Annotated in this window: 16 protein-coding genes; 6 read left to right on the top strand and 10 right to left on the bottom strand. The window is 71.4% G+C overall.

Annotation, left to right across the window (positions count from 1 at the left end; all coding sequences use genetic code 11):
• Positions 1-103: 103 nt before the first annotated feature.
• Positions 104-1,288, top strand: a complete 1,185-nt coding sequence (locus tag ACWDBB_RS27895; RefSeq protein ID WP_449792248.1) for a C40 family peptidase — start codon at positions 104-106, stop codon at positions 1,286-1,288.
• Positions 1,289-1,480: 192 nt separating this feature from the next.
• The gene (locus ACWDBB_RS27890) at positions 1,481-2,203 is read left to right on the top strand and encodes a phosphatase PAP2 family protein (RefSeq protein WP_392882652.1); all 723 of its coding nucleotides are present in this window, start codon (positions 1,481-1,483) and stop codon (positions 2,201-2,203) included.
• A gap of 55 nt (positions 2,204-2,258) precedes the next feature.
• Here ACWDBB_RS27890 and ACWDBB_RS27885 read toward each other — a convergent pair whose 3' ends face one another.
• The gene (locus ACWDBB_RS27885) at positions 2,259-2,474 is read right to left on the bottom strand and encodes a hypothetical protein (RefSeq protein ID WP_449792216.1); all 216 of its coding nucleotides are present in this window, start codon (positions 2,472-2,474) and stop codon (positions 2,259-2,261) included.
• Between the two features lie 160 nt (positions 2,475-2,634).
• Between ACWDBB_RS27885 and ACWDBB_RS27880 the strand changes: the two genes are divergently transcribed.
• Both ACWDBB_RS27880 and ACWDBB_RS27875 read left to right on the top strand, forming a co-directional pair.
• Complete coding sequence (locus ACWDBB_RS27880) at positions 2,635-3,534, top strand: hypothetical protein (RefSeq protein WP_449792215.1); 900 nt, start codon at positions 2,635-2,637, stop codon at positions 3,532-3,534.
• 217 nt (positions 3,535-3,751) lie between these two features.
• Positions 3,752-3,940, top strand: coding sequence for a hypothetical protein (locus tag ACWDBB_RS27875; RefSeq protein ID WP_363394422.1), 189 nt, complete (start codon positions 3,752-3,754; stop codon positions 3,938-3,940).
• 36 nt (positions 3,941-3,976) lie between these two features.
• On the opposite strand, the gene ACWDBB_RS27870 is transcribed toward ACWDBB_RS27875, so the two are convergent.
• Positions 3,977-4,345 carry a metal-sensitive transcriptional regulator gene (locus ACWDBB_RS27870; RefSeq protein ID WP_392882659.1) on the bottom strand — a complete coding sequence of 123 codons (369 nt, stop codon included), beginning with the start codon at positions 4,343-4,345 and terminating at the stop codon, positions 3,977-3,979.
• Positions 4,346-4,704: 359 nt separating this feature from the next.
• Here ACWDBB_RS27870 and ACWDBB_RS27865 point away from each other — a divergent pair, with 359 nt between their 5' ends.
• Complete coding sequence (locus tag ACWDBB_RS27865) at positions 4,705-5,325, top strand: DUF47 domain-containing protein (protein WP_031064133.1); 621 nt, start codon at positions 4,705-4,707, stop codon at positions 5,323-5,325.
• A 5-nt stretch (positions 5,326-5,330) separates the two neighbouring features.
• Complete coding sequence (locus tag ACWDBB_RS27860; RefSeq protein ID WP_449792214.1) at positions 5,331-6,326, top strand: anion permease; 996 nt, start codon at positions 5,331-5,333, stop codon at positions 6,324-6,326.
• A 151-nt stretch (positions 6,327-6,477) separates the two neighbouring features.
• Here the strand turns inward: ACWDBB_RS27860 and pstB are convergent, their stop codons facing one another.
• The 8 genes from pstB to mshD all read right to left on the bottom strand — a co-directional run bounded on the left by pstB (position 6,478) and on the right by mshD (position 16,088).
• Positions 6,478-7,254 (bottom strand): phosphate ABC transporter ATP-binding protein PstB, encoded by a 777-nt coding sequence (pstB, locus tag ACWDBB_RS27855; protein ID WP_449792213.1) that lies wholly within the window; start codon positions 7,252-7,254, stop codon positions 6,478-6,480.
• Positions 7,255-7,296: 42 nt separating this feature from the next.
• Positions 7,297-8,367, bottom strand: a complete 1,071-nt coding sequence (gene pstA / locus ACWDBB_RS27850; protein ID WP_449792212.1) for a phosphate ABC transporter permease PstA — start codon at positions 8,365-8,367, stop codon at positions 7,297-7,299.
• The gene (gene pstC / locus ACWDBB_RS27845) at positions 8,364-9,341 is read right to left on the bottom strand and encodes a phosphate ABC transporter permease subunit PstC (protein ID WP_449792211.1); all 978 of its coding nucleotides are present in this window, start codon (positions 9,339-9,341) and stop codon (positions 8,364-8,366) included. Before pstC ends, pstA begins: the two co-directional genes overlap by 4 nt.
• 150 nt (positions 9,342-9,491) lie before the next feature.
• Entirely contained in the window at positions 9,492-10,628 is a 1,137-nt protein-coding gene (gene pstS, locus ACWDBB_RS27840) for a phosphate ABC transporter substrate-binding protein PstS (RefSeq protein WP_449792210.1), read from the bottom strand.
• A 244-nt stretch (positions 10,629-10,872) separates the two neighbouring features.
• Positions 10,873-11,316 carry an NUDIX hydrolase gene (locus ACWDBB_RS27835; RefSeq protein WP_449792247.1) on the bottom strand — a complete coding sequence of 148 codons (444 nt, stop codon included), beginning with the start codon at positions 11,314-11,316 and terminating at the stop codon, positions 10,873-10,875.
• Between the two features lie 67 nt (positions 11,317-11,383).
• Positions 11,384-12,472: a CHAD domain-containing protein gene (locus ACWDBB_RS27830; RefSeq protein WP_449792209.1), complete on the bottom strand. Its 1,089-nt coding sequence runs from the start codon at positions 12,470-12,472 to the stop codon at positions 11,384-11,386.
• 113 nt (positions 12,473-12,585) lie between these two features.
• Entirely contained in the window at positions 12,586-14,763 is a 2,178-nt protein-coding gene (locus ACWDBB_RS27825) for an RNA degradosome polyphosphate kinase (protein ID WP_449792208.1), read from the bottom strand.
• A gap of 308 nt (positions 14,764-15,071) precedes the next feature.
• Complete coding sequence (mshD, locus tag ACWDBB_RS27820) at positions 15,072-16,088, bottom strand: mycothiol synthase (protein WP_449792207.1); 1,017 nt, start codon at positions 16,086-16,088, stop codon at positions 15,072-15,074.
• Between the last annotated feature and the right edge of the window lie 112 nt (positions 16,089-16,200).

Here is a 16,200-nt window from a genome sequence, read left to right as displayed (position 1 = left end):
GTACACCGTACGAAGGATAGCGCTCACTGTTCGTATCTCTGATGATTGCGGTGAGCAACGCCTTCCGGGACACTTCGACTGACGATTCGTCGGGATGGTGCTGATGGTACTCCGGAAGGCCGGTACGGCCGCCGCCGCTGCGGGAGTTGTCGCGTTCGGGTTCATCGGGCTGGTGACGATGGGGACTTTTGCGGCAAGTGGGACGCCGCAACAGTCGGCGAATCGTTCCGCCTTGTCCCCCGGAACGGTCCCCGCGGCCTACCAGGATCCGATCCAGCGGTGGGGCTCGCTCTGCCCGGAGATCTCCCCGCCGATGCTCGCGGCGCAGTTGTACCAGGAGAGCGGTTTCGACCCCAGGGCGCGGTCCGGGGTCGGGGCGCAGGGAATGGCGCAGTTCATGCCGGGCACCTGGCCCAGTTACGCCACCGACGGCAACGGGGACGGCAAGACGGACGTCTGGGATCCGCTGGACGCGATCGCCTCGGCGGCGACCTACGACTGCGCGATCGCCAAGGAGGTCGCGAAGGTGCCCGGCGACCCGCAGGCCAACGTGCTGGCCGCCTACAACGCCGGCGAGGGCGCTGTCATCAAGTACAAGGGGGTCCCGCCGTACAAGGAGACCCAGGGCTACGTGCGGAACATCCAGGCGATGGCCCGCAGCTTCGCCGCGCCGGCCTCGCCGACCGCTCCGCTGGAGGTGTCCCCGCAGTCGTCGGCCGCGATCTACTTCGCGCAGACCAAGCTCGGCACCCCGTACCTGTGGGGCGGTGAGGGCCTGCCTTCGCAGAACGGGCGGTTCGACTGCTCGGGCCTGACCCAGGCCGCGTTCGCCAGCGTGGGCATCACCCTGCCCCGGGTGGCCAACGACCAGTGGTACGCCGGGCCGCACCCGTCGCGCGATCAGCTGCGGCCGGGCGACCTGGTGTTCTGGGCGACGGACCTGAGCGATCCGCGGAGCATCCACCACGTCGGGATCTACGTCGGCGGCGGGTACATGATCAACGCGCCGCACACCGGCGCGGTGATCCGCTACGACAAGATCGACACCAGGGAGTACATCGGCGCGACCCGGGTCACCTCGGACGGCGCCCAGGCGCTGCCGACCCGCAACAACGACGGCGCGGTCAACGCCCCGAGCCGGCCGGGCGGGACGGAGCCCACCGCCCCGGCGGGGAACCAGGGCGGCGCGCAGGGCGGCGCCGCCGTGGCCCCGGCGGCCCCCACCCGGTCGGCGGTCGCGGCGCCGCCCGCGCCGGCCGGGCCGAGCCCCGCCGGGTCGGGACGATAGGCCCGGTGCGGCGGGGACGGCGGGACCTGTGTGCGCACTGTGGACGCTGAGTCAAGTTTCGATAACCGCGCGTTTCCGTGGAACGCTGTGCCCCGGAAATGACGTTTCCTCCGGTGGCCCCTCGTCAGCACCCCGCACCGGGCGGGCCCCGGCCACGACGACCAGGTGCAGCGGACCAGAAGGAGGTGCGGCGTGTCGACGCCGCTTGCCGACACGACCAACCCCGACCTCGACCTGCTCTACGCCGTCAACGGGCTGGCCAAGCGCTCCCCGCAGTGGCTGGACCACCTGGTCTCGTGGATCGGCGAGTACGGCATCCTGATCGGCCTGGCGATGCTCGGTCTGGTGGCCTGGCTCCAGGCCAGGCGCCGTCCGGACGCACCGGTGGCGATGGCCGGGCTGCTCTGGGTGCCGCTCTCGGTGGCCGTCGCCGAGCTGGCCAACCTCCCGATCGCCGCGATCGTGAACCGCCCGCGCCCCTTCGTCGACCATCCGGGGCTGCTGGTGCTGGTGGACGGCAAGGCCGGCACCCACTCCTTCGTCAGCGACCACTCGACCATGACCATGGGCGTCGCGGTGGCGCTGTTCCTGGTGAACCGCAGGCTCGGCTGGATCGCCGGCGGGCTGGCGCTCCTCCAGGGCTTCTGCCGGATGTTCATGGGCGTCCACTACCCGACCGACGTGATCGGCGGTTTCGCGCTCGCGGTCGCCGTGGTGCTGCTGCTGGCGCCGATCGCGATGGCGGTGCTGGTGCCGTTCTGCCACGCGCTGAGCCGGACGGCGGTCGCCCCGCTGATCCGGGCGCCCGAGCGCGGCGGAGCGGCCCGCGGCGGGGTAGCCGCGCGCGGCCGTCGACGCGGTCGCGGGGCGGTGCGGACCGGGGAGCAGCCGCCGGAGTCCGACCTCGCGGCCTGACCTCGCGCCCGCCCCCTCCCGCGGCCCCGCGGGGTGCCAGGGGTCCGGCTCCGGATCAGTCCGGCTCGGCACCGTTCGCCGCATCGTTCCCGGCACCTTTCTCGGCGAGGTGGTCGGCTCCCTCGCGGCGGGACAGGTCGCGGGAGCGGCGGGCCGGGGCGTACCAGCCACAGCTGCAGGTCGCGAAGGCGAAGGAGCCGCGCTCGCTGATCGCGAGGCGGTGTTCGGGCATCCGGGCGGTGCCGGGGGCGACCGGCAGCTCACTGTGCACGTGGCTCACCGTAACGCGCCACGGGCCCCGTCGCGAAGCTCCCGTCACACCGGCCCCCGTAACCCTTTGCCTCCCAACTCGTTTGCCCGGAAAGAGCTCTGCCCACCCGGTGGTGGCCGGCGGGGCAGTCGGGCCCGAGGGGGTTGTCGCGAGGATGAAGATGACCGACCAGCAGCGCACCGGACGGTCGGCACGCCGTCCGGGTCCGCACCTGCGCGCGGCGGCCGGGGCCGCCCTGCTCGCCGCCGCCCTGGCGGCGGGGGCCGCCGGCTGCTCCGGCGGCTCCGTCGACGGCTCCTCCGACCAGCAGTCGGGCGCCCCCGACCAGCTCGCCGCGGACGCGCTGACGGCGGTGCGCAACGCCGCCGACATCACCGGTCGCACCGGTTCCGCGCACACCGCGACGGAGCTGGTCACCGAGTCCGCCGAGAAGAAGGCCTCGTTCAGCGGCACCGGCGGCTACGACTACGTCAAGCGGATCGGCCGGCTGGAGGTCCAGGTGCCGCCGGGCGCGGCGACCACCGGGAAGATCGTCGAGGTGGTCCTGCCGGGCACCGTCTACCTCCAGAACAGCGGCGCCAAGGTCCCCGAGGGCAAGTGGGTCAAGCTGGACGTGCGCCAGCTGCCGGACGGCAACCTGGTCAGCAGCGGCGCCACCGACCCGGCCTCGGCGGCGGGGGCGCTGCGCGGGGCGCAGAAGGCGGAGGCGGTGGGCACCGAGACCGTCGACGGGGTCGCGCTGCACCACTACCGGGGCACCCTGGACCTGGCGAAGGCAGCCGACGCGACCGGCGGCCGCGGCGGTGACGGCCTGCGGATGGGCGGGCAGACCTTCACCGTCAAGGAGGTCCCGTACGACGCCTGGCTGGACGACCAGGGCCGGCTGCGCAAGGTGGTCGAGGTGTTCACCTTCGCCGGGGTGGCCGGGTCGAAGGAGCCCAAGGACCAGGTGAAGGTGACGTCGACGACCTCGCTGACGGACTTCGGCAAGCCGGTCGAGGCAGCCGAGCCCTCGGCCTCGGACATCTACCAGATGAAGCCCACGGAGAGCCCGAAGTAGGGCGGGTCGGACACGCCCCGGGTCGCCGGGGCAGCGCTCCGGCGCCGGGGCGAGACGGGGTGCCACCGGGGCGGGTGGCCGTCCGGGGAGCGGCGGCCACCCGTTTCGGCGGCGCCGAGATGGCCCGTCCGTGCCATGTGGACGGGCCCCGAAGTGCCTAGGCTGGACTCCGGGTGGCTGCCGCCCGGGCTGGCGAGGCACTGAAGGGGTGGTGCAGGTGGTGTCGTCCACGGGTGGCCGCAGCGGCGGCCACGACGACGCGGCCCTCGACGAGATCGATCTGGCCGGCGAGCTGATGATCGCCGCGACGGCCAGTTCCGGCGACCGGCTGCCGACCGAGCGGATCGACGAGGTGCTGCTGGACCGGGCCGAGCCCGGGCAGGCCGACCGGGAGGCCGACGGCTAGCGGGCGCCCGGGGGCGACGCGCCCCCGGGGCCGCGCTCAGCTGCGCAGCAGGCGGCTGATCGCGGCGGTGGCCTCCGCGACCTTGGCATCGAGTTCGGTGCCGCCCTCCTCGGCGGCCGCGGCGACGCAGTGCCGCAGGTGCTCCTCCAGCAGGGAGAGTGCGAAGGACTGCAGCGCCTTGGTGCTGGCCGAGACCTGGGTGAGCACGTCGATGCAGTAGACGTCCTCGTCGACCATGCGCTGCAGGCCGCGGATCTGGCCCTCGATCCGGCGCAGCCGCTTGAGGTGGGCGTCCTTCTGCGCGCTGTAGCCGTGCGGGCCGTGGTGCCCCGTCGGAGCGTGGTCGGCGTGCGGGTCGGTCCCCTGTGCCTGCTCCGGCTCGGTGCGCGCTTGCGTCGTGGTCATCGGCCCCGCCTTCGTCTCAGTGCCTGGTGGCTGCGTCGGCCACCAGTGTCCAACACCGGGGCCTTCCGTGGTGTTCCGACGGCCGACCCGGCATGTGCCACGGGGCCCGGGAGGGGGTGCCCGCCGGTTCGCCCGTCTGGGCGGCGACCCCGTCCTCCGTGCGCACGACGGGGACAATCCGGTCGAGGTTCCGTCAGACTGAGGGTTCGAGTCCACGTGTGGTGGTGCGGCCCGGACAGTCGGTGCGACCGTCGAGCGGAAGGGGAGGTTCCGGCTCCTGCCCCGACACCCCGCTTGCGTGATTGCGCTTGGTTGCACCTAGCATCGTTCAGTCCCTACCCCGCACATCGGAGATTTCCGTGCGTTTTAGCCTGACCCCGAAGGAGACGAGCTTCTACGACATGTTCGCCGCCGCGGCGGAGAACCTCGTCGTCGGATCGAAGCTCCTTTTGGAGCTGCTGGGATCAGACGTGTCGGCCCGTGCGGAGATCGTCGAGCGCATGCGCGCCGCCGAACACGCCGGGGACGACACCACCCATGCCGTCTTCCACCAGCTGAACTCGTCCTTCATCACGCCCTTCGACCGCGAGGACATCTACAGCCTCGCCTCGTCGCTGGACGACATCATGGACTTCATGGAGGAGGCCGTCGACCTGGTCGTCCTCTACGACATCCAGACCCTGCCGAAGGGCATCGAGCAGCAGATCGAGGTGCTGGCGCGCGCCGCGGAACTCACCGCCGAGGCGATGCCGAACCTGCGCAGCATGTCCAACCTGACGGAGTACTGGATCGAGGTCAACCGGCTGGAGAACCAGGCCGACCAGATCCACCGCAAGCTGCTCGCCCACCTGTTCTCCGGTCAGTACGACGCCATCGAGGTCCTCAAGCTCAAGCAGATCGTGGACGTCCTTGAGGAGGCGGCGGACGCGTTCGAGCACGTCGCCAACACGGTGGAGACCATCGCCGTCAAGGAGTCCTGACCCTCGTGGACATGGCAGCACTCATCGCCGTCGTCGGCGTTGCGTTCTTCTTCACGTACACCAACGGCTTCCACGACTCGGCGAACGCGATCGCCACCTCGGTCTCCACCCGGGCGCTCACCCCGCGGGCGGCGCTGGCGATGGCCGCGGTGATGAACCTGGCCGGCGCGTTCCTCGGCAGCGGCGTGGCGCACACCGTCTCCAAGGGGATCATCGAGACCCCCACCGGTGACCAGGGGATGGTGATCCTGTTCGCGGCCCTGGTCGGGGCGATCGCCTGGAACCTGGTCACCTGGTACTTCGGCCTCCCGTCCTCCTCCTCGCACGCGCTGTTCGGCGGCATGGTGGGCGCGGCGCTGGCCGGCGGCGTCGACGTGATCTGGGGCGGCGTCCTCGACAAGATCATCATCCCGATGATCGTCTCGCCGGTGGTCGGCCTGGTCGGCGGCTTCCTGGTGATGCTGGCGATCCTGTGGATCTTCCGCCGGGCCAACCCGCACCGGGCGAAGCGCAACTTCCGGGTCGCCCAGACCGCCTCGGCCGCCGCGATGGCCCTGGCGCACGGCCTCCAGGACGCCCAGAAGACCATGGGCATCGTGGTCCTGGCCCTGACCATCTCCGGCCACCAGTCCGGCAACGGGATCCCGGTCTGGGTGAAGATCTCCTGCGCGACCATGCTCTCGCTGGGCACCTACGCGGGTGGTTGGCGGATCATGCGCACGCTCGGCCGCAAGATCATCGAGCTGGACCCGCCGCAGGGCTTCGCCGCCGAGGCCACCTCCGCGGCGGTCATGTACATCACGTCGTTCGTCTTCAAGGCGCCGATCTCCACCACCCACGTGATCACCGCGGCGATCATGGGGGCGGGGGCCACCAAGCGGATCCGCGCGGTGCGCTGGGGCGTCGCGAAGAACATCGTGCTCGGCTGGTTCATCACGATGCCGGCGGCCGCCATCGTCGCAGCGCTGGTGTACTGGTTCGTCCACCTGTTCTGGGGCTGACGCCCCGGCAGGACGCGTGAACGGACAGGGCCCGCCCCCACATCTCGGGGGCGGGCCCTTTTCCATGCCCCGCGGCGGCACCGCCATGCAGCACCACGGGACAGCTCGGGTCCGTCGCGCTCCCCGTGCCGGGGGCGCGACGGGGTCCGGTCTAGCCGAAGCGGCCGGAGATGTAGTCCTCGGTCGCCTGGACCTGCGGGTTGGAGAAGATCCGCTGGGTGTCGTCCAGCTCGATCAGCTTGCCCGGCTGGCCGACGCCGGCCAGGTTGAAGAAGGCGGTGCGGTCGCTGACGCGGGCCGCCTGCTGCATGTTGTGGGTCACGATGACGATGGTGAACTGCTCCTTCAGCTCGCCGATCAGGTCCTCGATGGCGAGGGTGGAGATCGGGTCGAGCGCGGAGCAGGGCTCGTCCATCAGCAGGACCTGGGGCTCGACCGCGATGGCACGGGCGATGCACAGGCGCTGCTGCTGACCGCCGGAGAGGCCGGCCCCCGGCTTGTTCAGCCGGTTGTGGACCTCCTTCCAGAGGTTGGCGCCCTTCAGCGAGCGCTCCACCACCTCGTCCAGCACGGACTTCTTCTTCACGCCGGCGAGCCGCAGGCCCGCGACCACGTTGTCGTAGATCGACATGGTCGGGAACGGGTTCGGGCGCTGGAAGACCATGCCGATCGAGCGGCGCACGGCGACCGGGTCGACGTTGGAGGCGTACAGGTTCTCGTCGTCCAGCAGGACCTTGCCCTCGACCCGGGCGCCGGGGATCACCTCGTGCATCCGGTTGAGGGTCCGCAGGAAGGTGGACTTGCCGCAGCCGGAAGGGCCGATGAAGGCGGTCACCGAGCGGGGTTCGATGCTCATCGAGATGTCCTCGATGGCCTTGGTGGAGCCGTAGTAGGCCGACAGTCCGCTGACGTCGATGCGCTTGGCCATGATCGTTGCTTCTCTCGTCTGTCTCGTACGTCAGTCGGTCGCTCAGTGCCCGCCCTTGGGCGAGCGCCAGCGTGCGATGCCCCGGGCGATGAGGTTGAGCCCCATCACGAAGGCGATCAGCACCAGCGCCGCACCCCAGGCACGGGCGTAGCCGAAGTCGTTGTTGACCTGCGAGTACTGCGTCCAGATGTACATCGGCAGGGACTGCTGCGGCCCGTCGAACGGGTTGCTGTTGATGTAGTCGGCGCCGAACACCAGCATCATCACCGGGGCGGTCTCGCCCGTGATGCGGGCGACCGCGAGCATCACACCGGTGGTGATGCCGCCGATCGCGGTGGGGAGGACGATCCGCAGGATGGTCTTCCACTTCGGCACGCCGAGCGCGTAGGAGGCCTCGCGCAGCTCGTTCGGGACGAGCTTCAGCATCTCCTCGGTGGACCGGACCACGACCGGGATCATCAGGATCGCCAGCGCGAGGCTGCCCGAGAAACCGGAGTAGCCGAAGCCCAGGGCGAGGTTCCAGAGCGAGAGGACGAACAGACCCGCGACGATCGACGGGATGCCCGTCATGACGTCGACGAAGAAGGTGACCGCCTTGGCGAGCTTGCCGCGGCCGTACTCGACCAGGTAGACGGCGGTCAGCAGACCGATCGGGGCGGCCATCGCGGTGGCCAGGCCGACCTGCTCCAGGGTGCCGATCAGCGCGTGGTAGATGCCACCGCCGGGACCGGACTGGATCACGCCCTTCATCGAGTGGCTCAGGAAGTTCCCGTTGATCACCTCGATGCCCTGCTGGACGGTGTAGACCGTCAGGGCGACCAGCGGGATGACCGCCAGGATGAAGGCGACCCAGACCACCGAGGTGGCGACCCGGTCCTTGGCCTGCCGGCGGCCCTCGACCCGGGCCGCGAGGCCGTAGGTGATCAGGACGAAGAGCAGGGCCGAGATCAGGCCCCACTGGATGTGGCTGGTCAGTCCGGCGACCGCGCCGATCCCGCAGCCGAGGGCGATCGAGCCGCCGGCGATGGCGGCCGGGGCCCACTTGGGCAGGCGGTTGGCGGTCAGCGGACGGGCGACGGGCCGGGCGTCCTCGACGACGACGGTGGCGGTCATGCGTTGGCCCCCGAGTACTCCTTGCGGCGGGCGATGATCATTCGCGCGGCGCCGTTCACCAGCAGGGTGATGACGAACAGGACGAGGCCGGAGGCCATCAGCGCGTCGCGGCCGTTGGTGCCGGCCTCGTTGAACTTCAGCGCGATGTTCTGGGCGAAGGTTCCGCCGCCGGCGTCCAGGATGTGCAGCGACAGGACGTTGCTGGCGGAGAGCACGATCGCGACCGCGATGGTCTCGCCGAGCGCGCGGCCGAGGCCGAGCATCGAGGCCGAGATGATGCCGGGGCGGCCGAACGGCAGCACCGCGGTGCGGATCATCTCCCAGCGGGTCGCGCCGAGCGCGAGCGCCGCCTCCTCGTGCATCCGCGGCACCTGGCGGAACACCTCGCGGGAGACCGCGGTGATGATCGGCAGGATCATGATCGCCAGCAGGATGCCGACGGTGAACAGGTTGCGCGGGGTGCCGGTCCGGGTCTGGTCGAAGATGTACGTCCAGCCCAGGTACTCGTTGAGCCAGCTGGTCAGGCCGTCCAGGTGCGGCACCAGGAAGAGCGCGCCCCACAGGCCGTAGACGACGCTGGGGACGGCGGCGAGCAGGTCGACCAGGTAGGCGAACGGCTGGGCGATCCGGCGCGGCGCGTAGTGCGAGATGAACAGCGCGATCCCGATGGCGACCGGGACGGCGATGGCCATCGCGATGACGGCGCTGACGATGGTGCCGAAGGCCAGGACGGCGATGCCGAAGACGGGCTTCGGGGCGTCCGGCGTCCACTCGAAGGTGGTGAGGAAGTTGCCCTCGTTGGTGCTCAGGGCCAGCGCCGACCGCCAGGTCAGGAACGCGGCGATCGCGGCCATGATGACCAGCAGCAGGATGCCCGAGCCCCGGGCGAGGTTCATGAAGATCTTGTCGCCGACCCGGCTGTCGCGCGGCCGGCGTTCCCTGCCTCGCGGGGCGGCAGGGGAGGATGAAGTCATTGGTCTACTCCGGTCTGGTGGCGCCGCCCCGGAAGGGGGACGGCACCATGGCGGCGGTGCCCCGGACGTGGTGCTGGGTGTGGTGCGTTCCGGTGGGGCGGCCCCGGCCCCCCTCGCTCACGGGGCCGCCCCACCGGGGGTCCTGTCGGGTCAGGCCAGGGTGGCGATGACGCCGTTGACCTTGTCGGTCACGGCCTTCGGCAGCGGGACGTAGCCCTTCTCGCCGATGGCCTTCTGGCCCGCGTCGCTGGCCGTGTAGGTCAGGAAGGACTTCAGGGTGTCGAGGGTGTCGGCCTTGTTGCCCTTGTCGCAGACGATCTCGTACGTGACCAGGACCAGCGGGTAGGAACCCTCTTCCTTGGTCGCGTAGTCGAGCTTCAGCGCGAGGTCGCTGCCGGTGCCGGCGGCCTGGGCCTTGCCGATGGTGGTGGCGGCGGCCTCGGCGGTGGCCTCGACCGGCTTGGAGGCGCCGGTGTTGATCGCGGCGCTCTTCAGGCTGTTGGTCTGGGCGTAGGCCAGCTCGACGTAGCTGATCGAGTTCTTGACCTGCTTGACCTGGGCCGAGACGCCGGCGCTGCCGTTGGCCGACTGGCCGCCCTTGCCCGCCCAGGCCTTGCCGGCCGGGTAGGACCAGGCGCCGCCGCCGGCGGCGGCGAAGTACTTGGTCAGGTTCTCGGTGGTGCCGGCGTCGTCCGAGCGGTGGAAGGTCTGGATGTCCGCGTCCGGCAGCTTGGCGCCCGGGTTCAGGGCGGCGATCGCCGGGTCGTTCCACTTGGTGATCTGCGAGTCGAAGATCTTGGCGGCGGTCGGGCCGTCCAGGACCAGCTTGTCGACGCCGTCGACGTTGTAGACCAGCGAGATCAGACCGCCGACCATCGGCAGGTCGATGCCCTGGCCGCCGGTGCAGACCGCCTTGGAGGCGTCGACCTCGGCCGGCTTGAGGGCCGAGTCGGAGCCGGCGAACTGGATCTTGCCCTGGTTGAACTGCTGGATGCCGGCACCGGAGCCGCCACCCTGGTAGTTGATCGTGGTGCCGGAGCAGGCGGCGGCGAAGCTGGTCTTCCAGACGTCCATCGCGGCGCCCTGGGCGGTCGAACCGGCGGAGATCAGCGAACCGGGCTTGCCACAATTGATCGCGCCGGCGGCCGCGGCGGAGCCGCTGGAGCCGCCGGAGGCGGTCGTGTTGTTGTTGTCGTCCGACCCGCAGGCAGCGAGCGACAGCGAGCTGACGAGCGCCATGGCACCGATCGCGAGGGCCTTGGAGCGGCCGTTCCGCTGGAGCTTCACAGGGGTGTCCCTTTCTGTGGCATTGCCCTCTGCGCAGGCCGTACGCGTACGGCCCAGCGCGGGTTCTGCTGTGGTCCGGGGCCCGTTCGGCCCTCCGGTGGTCCCGAAGTTAGGCCGGGTAAGTGACACGACAGCCGGTCGCAAGTGAACGGAGAGTGAACCTCGAAGGGATGACAGGAAACTACGTCAGGTAGTAACGGTTGCGTCACGGCAAGGGCGCGGGGAGATCACTTCCACCGTTCCTTCACCGCTGCGGCCCCTCCGTCCGCACCGGCTCCGCCCCCAGGACCGCCAGCAGGGCGTCGACCAGCACCCGGTCGTGGTCGTGGGTGAGCCGGGCACGGGCCTTCCCGGCCGGCAGCCACTCCAACCGGTCCACTTCCCGGTTGGGCCGGAACGACCCGCTCGACGGCACCGCCGCCCAGTAGCGGACCTCCTTCGGACGGCCCTGCACCCGGTAGTGCCGGGTGGGCAGCTCCGGACCCAGCAGGCAGCCGAACCCGGTCTCCTCCCGGACCTCGCGCAGCGCCGCCTCGACCACGCCCTCGCCGGGTTCGAGCTTGCCTTTCGGCAGGCTCCAGTCGTCGTACTTGGGCCGGTGGATCACCGCGATCCGCGGCCGCCCCAGCCGGCCGCTCTTCTTCGGACGCCCCGGCAGCCACAGCACCGCACCCGCCGCCAGCACCACCGGGGCGTGCTCCGCCCCGCTCCCGGCCCGGGCCGCCGCCCGTCCGGTGCCCGGGCGCTCGCCCACCTCAGACCGTCCCGGGCACGCCCGGGTGCCCCCAGGCTTCGGCCGGCACGAGCTCCAGCCAGCCGTCCGGGCCGGGCGGCAGGTCGGGCCAGCGGCGGCCGACGGCGTACCGCGCCGACTCCACCTCCAGCCGCTGGTCGGCGTGCACCACGCCCAGCACGTACGCGGTCGCCGGGGTGATCCGCGGGGTGCGCGCCGCGGTGGCGGCGGTGACGGCGGCGTCCGCCGCCTCCTGCTGCCGGGCCAGCACCAGGTCCAGCTCGTCCAGCTCGGAGGACGAGCGGCCGCACACCTCCAGCGCGTACCGGGCCCGCTTCACCAGGATCCGCAGCCGGGACCAGGGCGCGTCGTCGGCCGCCAGCGCGGTGTCCGCGTCCGTCGCCCCGCGGGACGCCGGCACCGTGCCCAGCCGGCGCAGCCCGTCCCCGCCGTACGGCGTCGCGGCCCGATGCAGCGGCAGCTGCTGGGCGCCCGCGGACAGCGCGGCGAACGCGGCGGCGGCCTGCGGCAGCAGCACCGCCGGGGCCCGGCCGCCCGCCGGCTCCAGCAGCGGCGCCTCGCCGACCAGCAGGGTCATCCGGTCCGCCAGCGCGTGCAGCCGGGCGGAGCGGAGCTCCTGGAGCACCGTGGAGTGCGCCCTGGTCCGGGCCAGGGTCAGCTGCCGGTCCAGCAGCGCCCGTGCCTTGGGGGCGCCGGCGTGGCCGGCCAGCATGCCCGTCCCGTCCGGGCCGGTGGCGCTCAGCGAGTCCAGCGCGCCCAGCAGCCGGGCCGAGCGGCGGACGTAACCGGGCTCCAGCGCGAGCAGGTTGAGCAGCCAGCGCAGCTCGGTGCGCGACTCCTGCGCCCAGGTCTGCTCGAAGAGCGAACCGAAGGTGTGCAGCAGCCCGCCGACCCGCCGGACGGCCCGCAGCAGGTCCGAGGTGCCGGCCGACGGGACGATCGAGGCCGTCCCGGGTCTGGCGCCGACCTCGCCCACCGCCAGCGGCAGCGCGCGCAGGAAGGCGCCGGCCTGGGCGGTGAGGTGGCGGGAAAGGATGTCCCCGGCGGTCGCTGTGGAGGCCGCCTGGGCCGTCATCGGCGCTTCGGTCATGGCGTGGTAGATCCCCGTTCCCCCGGGGTGGTCCCGGAGCTGGTGGCCGACCGCCGGGGCGACTGTGCCCTCTCGTGGGCCACTGCCCCGGCGGCTTCGCATCAGTGGACGCGTCAGCGCGAGGTGGCGGCCCGGCGGCGCTGGCGCGAGTCGATCAGCAGGTCCTGGACGTGTCGCAGCGGCCGGCCCTCGGCGTCCTGGGAGTGGCGGGCCCACGCGCCGTCCGGCCCCAGGTGCCAGGACTCGGTCTCGTCCGACACCCCGAGGTCGATCAGCCCGGACAGCTCGGCGCGGTGCGCCGGATCGGTGATCCGCAGCAGCGCCTCGATCCGGCGGTCCAGATTGCGGTGCATCATGTCGGCGCTGCCGATCCAGACCTCGGGATCGCCGTTGTTGCCGAACACGAAGACCCGGGAGTGCTCCAGGAAGCGGCCCAGGATGCTGCGGACCGTGATGTTCTCGCTCAGCCCCGGCACGCCCGGGCGGATCGCGCAGATCCCGCGCACCCAGACGTCCACCGGCACCCCGGCCTGGGACGCCCGGTACAGCGCGTCGATCACGGCCTCGTCGACGATCGAGTTGACCTTGAGCTTCACATAGGCCGGGCGGCCGTCCCTGTGGTGCGCGATCTCGTTGTGGATCCGCGAGACCAGCCCGTCGCGCAGACCGCGCGGAGCGGTCAGCAGACGGCGGTAGGACTCGCGGCGCGAGTAGCCGGAGAGCCGGTTGAACAGGTCCGAGAGGTCCGCGCCGACCTGCGGGTCGGAGGTGAGCAGGCCGAGGTCCTCGTACAGCCGGGCCGTCTTCGGGTGGTAGTTGCCGGTGCCGACGTGCGAGTAGCGGCGCAGGGTGTCGCCCTCCTGCCGGACCACCAGCGAGAGCTTGCAGTGCGTCTTCAGCCCGACCAGTCCGTACACCACGTGACAGCCGGCCTCCTCCAGCTTGCGGGCCCACTTGATGTTGGCCTGCTCGTCGAAGCGCGCCTTGATCTCGACCAGCACCAGCACCTGCTTGCCGGACTCGGCCGCGTCGATCAGCGCGTCGACGATCGGCGAGTCGCCGGAGGTGCGGTACAGGGTCTGCTTGATCGCCAGCACGTCCGGGTCGGCGGCGGCCTGCTCCAGGAAGGCCTGCACCGAGGTGGAGAAGCTGTCGTACGGGTGGTGCAGCAGGACGTCGCGCTCGCGCATCGCGGCGAAGATGTCCGGCTGGGAGGCCGACTCGACGTCGGTCAGCCCGCGGGCCGTGCCGGCCACGAACTTCGGGTACTTGAGCTCCGGGCGGTCCAGGTCGGCGATCCCGAACAGCCCGGTCAGGTCCAGCGGCCCGGGCAGCGGGAAGACCTCCGCCTCGGTGATGTTCAGCTCCCGCACCAGCAGGTCCAGGATGTACGGGTCGATCGACTCCTCGACCTCCAGCCGGACCGGCGGGCCGAAGCGCCGCCGCATCAGCTCCTTCTCCAGGGCCTTGAGGATGTTCTCGGTGTCGTCCTCCTCCACCTCCAGGTCCTCGTTGCGGGTGACGCGGAAGGCGTGGTGGGCCAGCACCTCCATCCCCGGGAAGAGCTCCTCCAGGTGCGCGCCCATGACGTCCTCCAGCGGGACGTACCGCTGGGGCGAGGCCTCCAGGAAGCGGGCCAGCGACTGCGGCACCTTGACGCGCGCGAAGTGCTTGTGCCCGGAGACCGGGTTGCGCACCACGACGGCCAGGTTGAGCGAGAGCCCCGATATGTACGGGAAGGGGTGCGCCGGGTCGACGGCCAGCGGGGTCAGGACCGGGAAGATCTTCTGGCGGAACAGCGTGTGCAGCCGGGCCTGCTCCTTCTCGGCCAGCTCCGACCAGCGGACCACCTCGATGCCCTCGGTGGCGAGGTCCGGCAGCACCTCCTGCTGGAACGCGGCGGCATGACGGGCCATCAGCTCGCGCGAGCGGGTCCAGATCAGGTCCAGCACCTCGCGCGGCTGGAGGCCTGACGCGCTGCGCTGGGCGACCCCGGTGGCGATCCGGCGCTTGAGACCGGCCACCCGGACCATGAAGAACTCGTCCAGGTTGCTGGCGAAGATCGCCAGGAACTTCGCCCGCTCCAGCAGCGGGATGCCCGGATCCTCGGCCAGCTCCAGGACCCGCTCGTTGAACGCGAGCCAACTGCGCTCGCGGTCCAGGAAGCGGCCCTGCGGCAACGCTTCGAACTCCTCTTCGTCCGTGGCCGGCAGCTCCGGCGGAACACCCAGCGCACCGGACATCCGGGCCGTAGGCGACAGCGGGGCAGAGACGGGGCGGGGGATGCTCATGAGCTCCAGCTCCTCCAGCAGCAGGACTGCGTCCGGACGCGAATGGCTCTGCGGGCCGTCGCCCTCGCCCCGGGCCGGCCCCGGGGACAGCACCCACCCACCGGGTGCGGTCCGTACAGGACCGGCCGGCGCGTGGCGGTCGACTCTGCACGAGCGAGACACTACGGACTTCATCCTGTGATCTTCGCGGCAGCAATTGAATCCACGGTAAACACCGCATGGCCAGGAGGAAAGCTGAGTCGGTCGGGGCAAGAGGCGTCGCCGTCCCGTCCCTCGCCCTCGACCGCTCGGGGGGCCGTCCCCAGCGCTCAGGACGGCCGGTTCGCCCGGTACCGGGCTCGGTACATGAGGTCCACCTCGTGAACGGCGAACCCCAATCGTTCGTATACCCGCACGGCGGCCGGATTGTCAGCGTCGACATAGAGGAGAACGGTGTCCAGCCCGCGCTCGCCCGGACCGGTGCCGGTCAGGTGGCGCAGGCCCGCCGCGGTCAGCGCCCGGCCGAGGCCGCTGCCCTGCTCGGCCGGGTCCACCCCGACCACGTACACCTCGCCGAGCTCGGGCTCGGTGGCGCTCGCCGGGTGCACCTTCGTCCAGTGGAAGCCGACCACCTTGCCCTCACGGGTGGCGAGGAAGAAGCCGGCCGGGTCGAACCAGGGCTCGGCGATCCGCTCGGCCAGGTCCTGCTCGGTCCACGAGCCCTGCTCCGGGTGGTGGGCGAAGGCCAGGGCGTTCAGCCGCAGCCACTCGGCGTCGTCCTCCCCGGGACGGAAGGTGCGGAGCTCGATGCCCTCGGGGACGGCCACCTCCTCGGTCTGCCGGCCGGTGCGACGCATCTGCCGCAGTTCGCGGACCAGTTCGGCGCCGTACACCTCGGCCAGGTGCCGGGCCGCCGGGTGGCCGCCGTGCACCCAGAAGTCCACCGCGTCGTGCCCCGCCCGGTGGGCCCGCGCCAGAACGGTGTCCACCAGCGGGCGGGCCAGGCCTCGGCCACGGACGGCCGGGTCGACCACCAGCTCGGCGGCGGGGTTCGCGGCGGGGTTCTCCGGTACTTCGAGCTGGCCGTAGCCGAGGACGGCTGGGTGCTTCGCCTCGGTCCCGGTGCCGGTTCCGGCCTCGGTGTGAGTCTGGGTCTGGGTCTCGGTCTCGACGAGGTGGATGACGCCCGGGCGCGGAGTCTCCGCGTTCCGCAGCCGGAGCCGGCCCTGCTCGGACACGGCGGCCCTACCGTCCACCGCCTGGGCCTCCGCCAGAACACGCAGAGCACCGTCGCGCTGCTCGGGCCGGAGCACATCGTTCGCCATGACCGCTGTCTGATCGTCCATGCACCGACGATACGTCACCGGAAATGCGAAAAGCCCCTGATCCGAATGGATCAGGGGCTTTTCAGAAGAATTGTTCGGCGGCGTCCTACTCTCCCACAGGGTCCCCCCTGCA

The sequence above is a fragment of the Kitasatospora sp. NPDC001095 genome, from assembly GCF_053598615.1.
The sequence above is the reverse complement of the archived record's forward strand: the minus strand, read 5'-3'. Positions and strand labels throughout refer to the sequence as shown.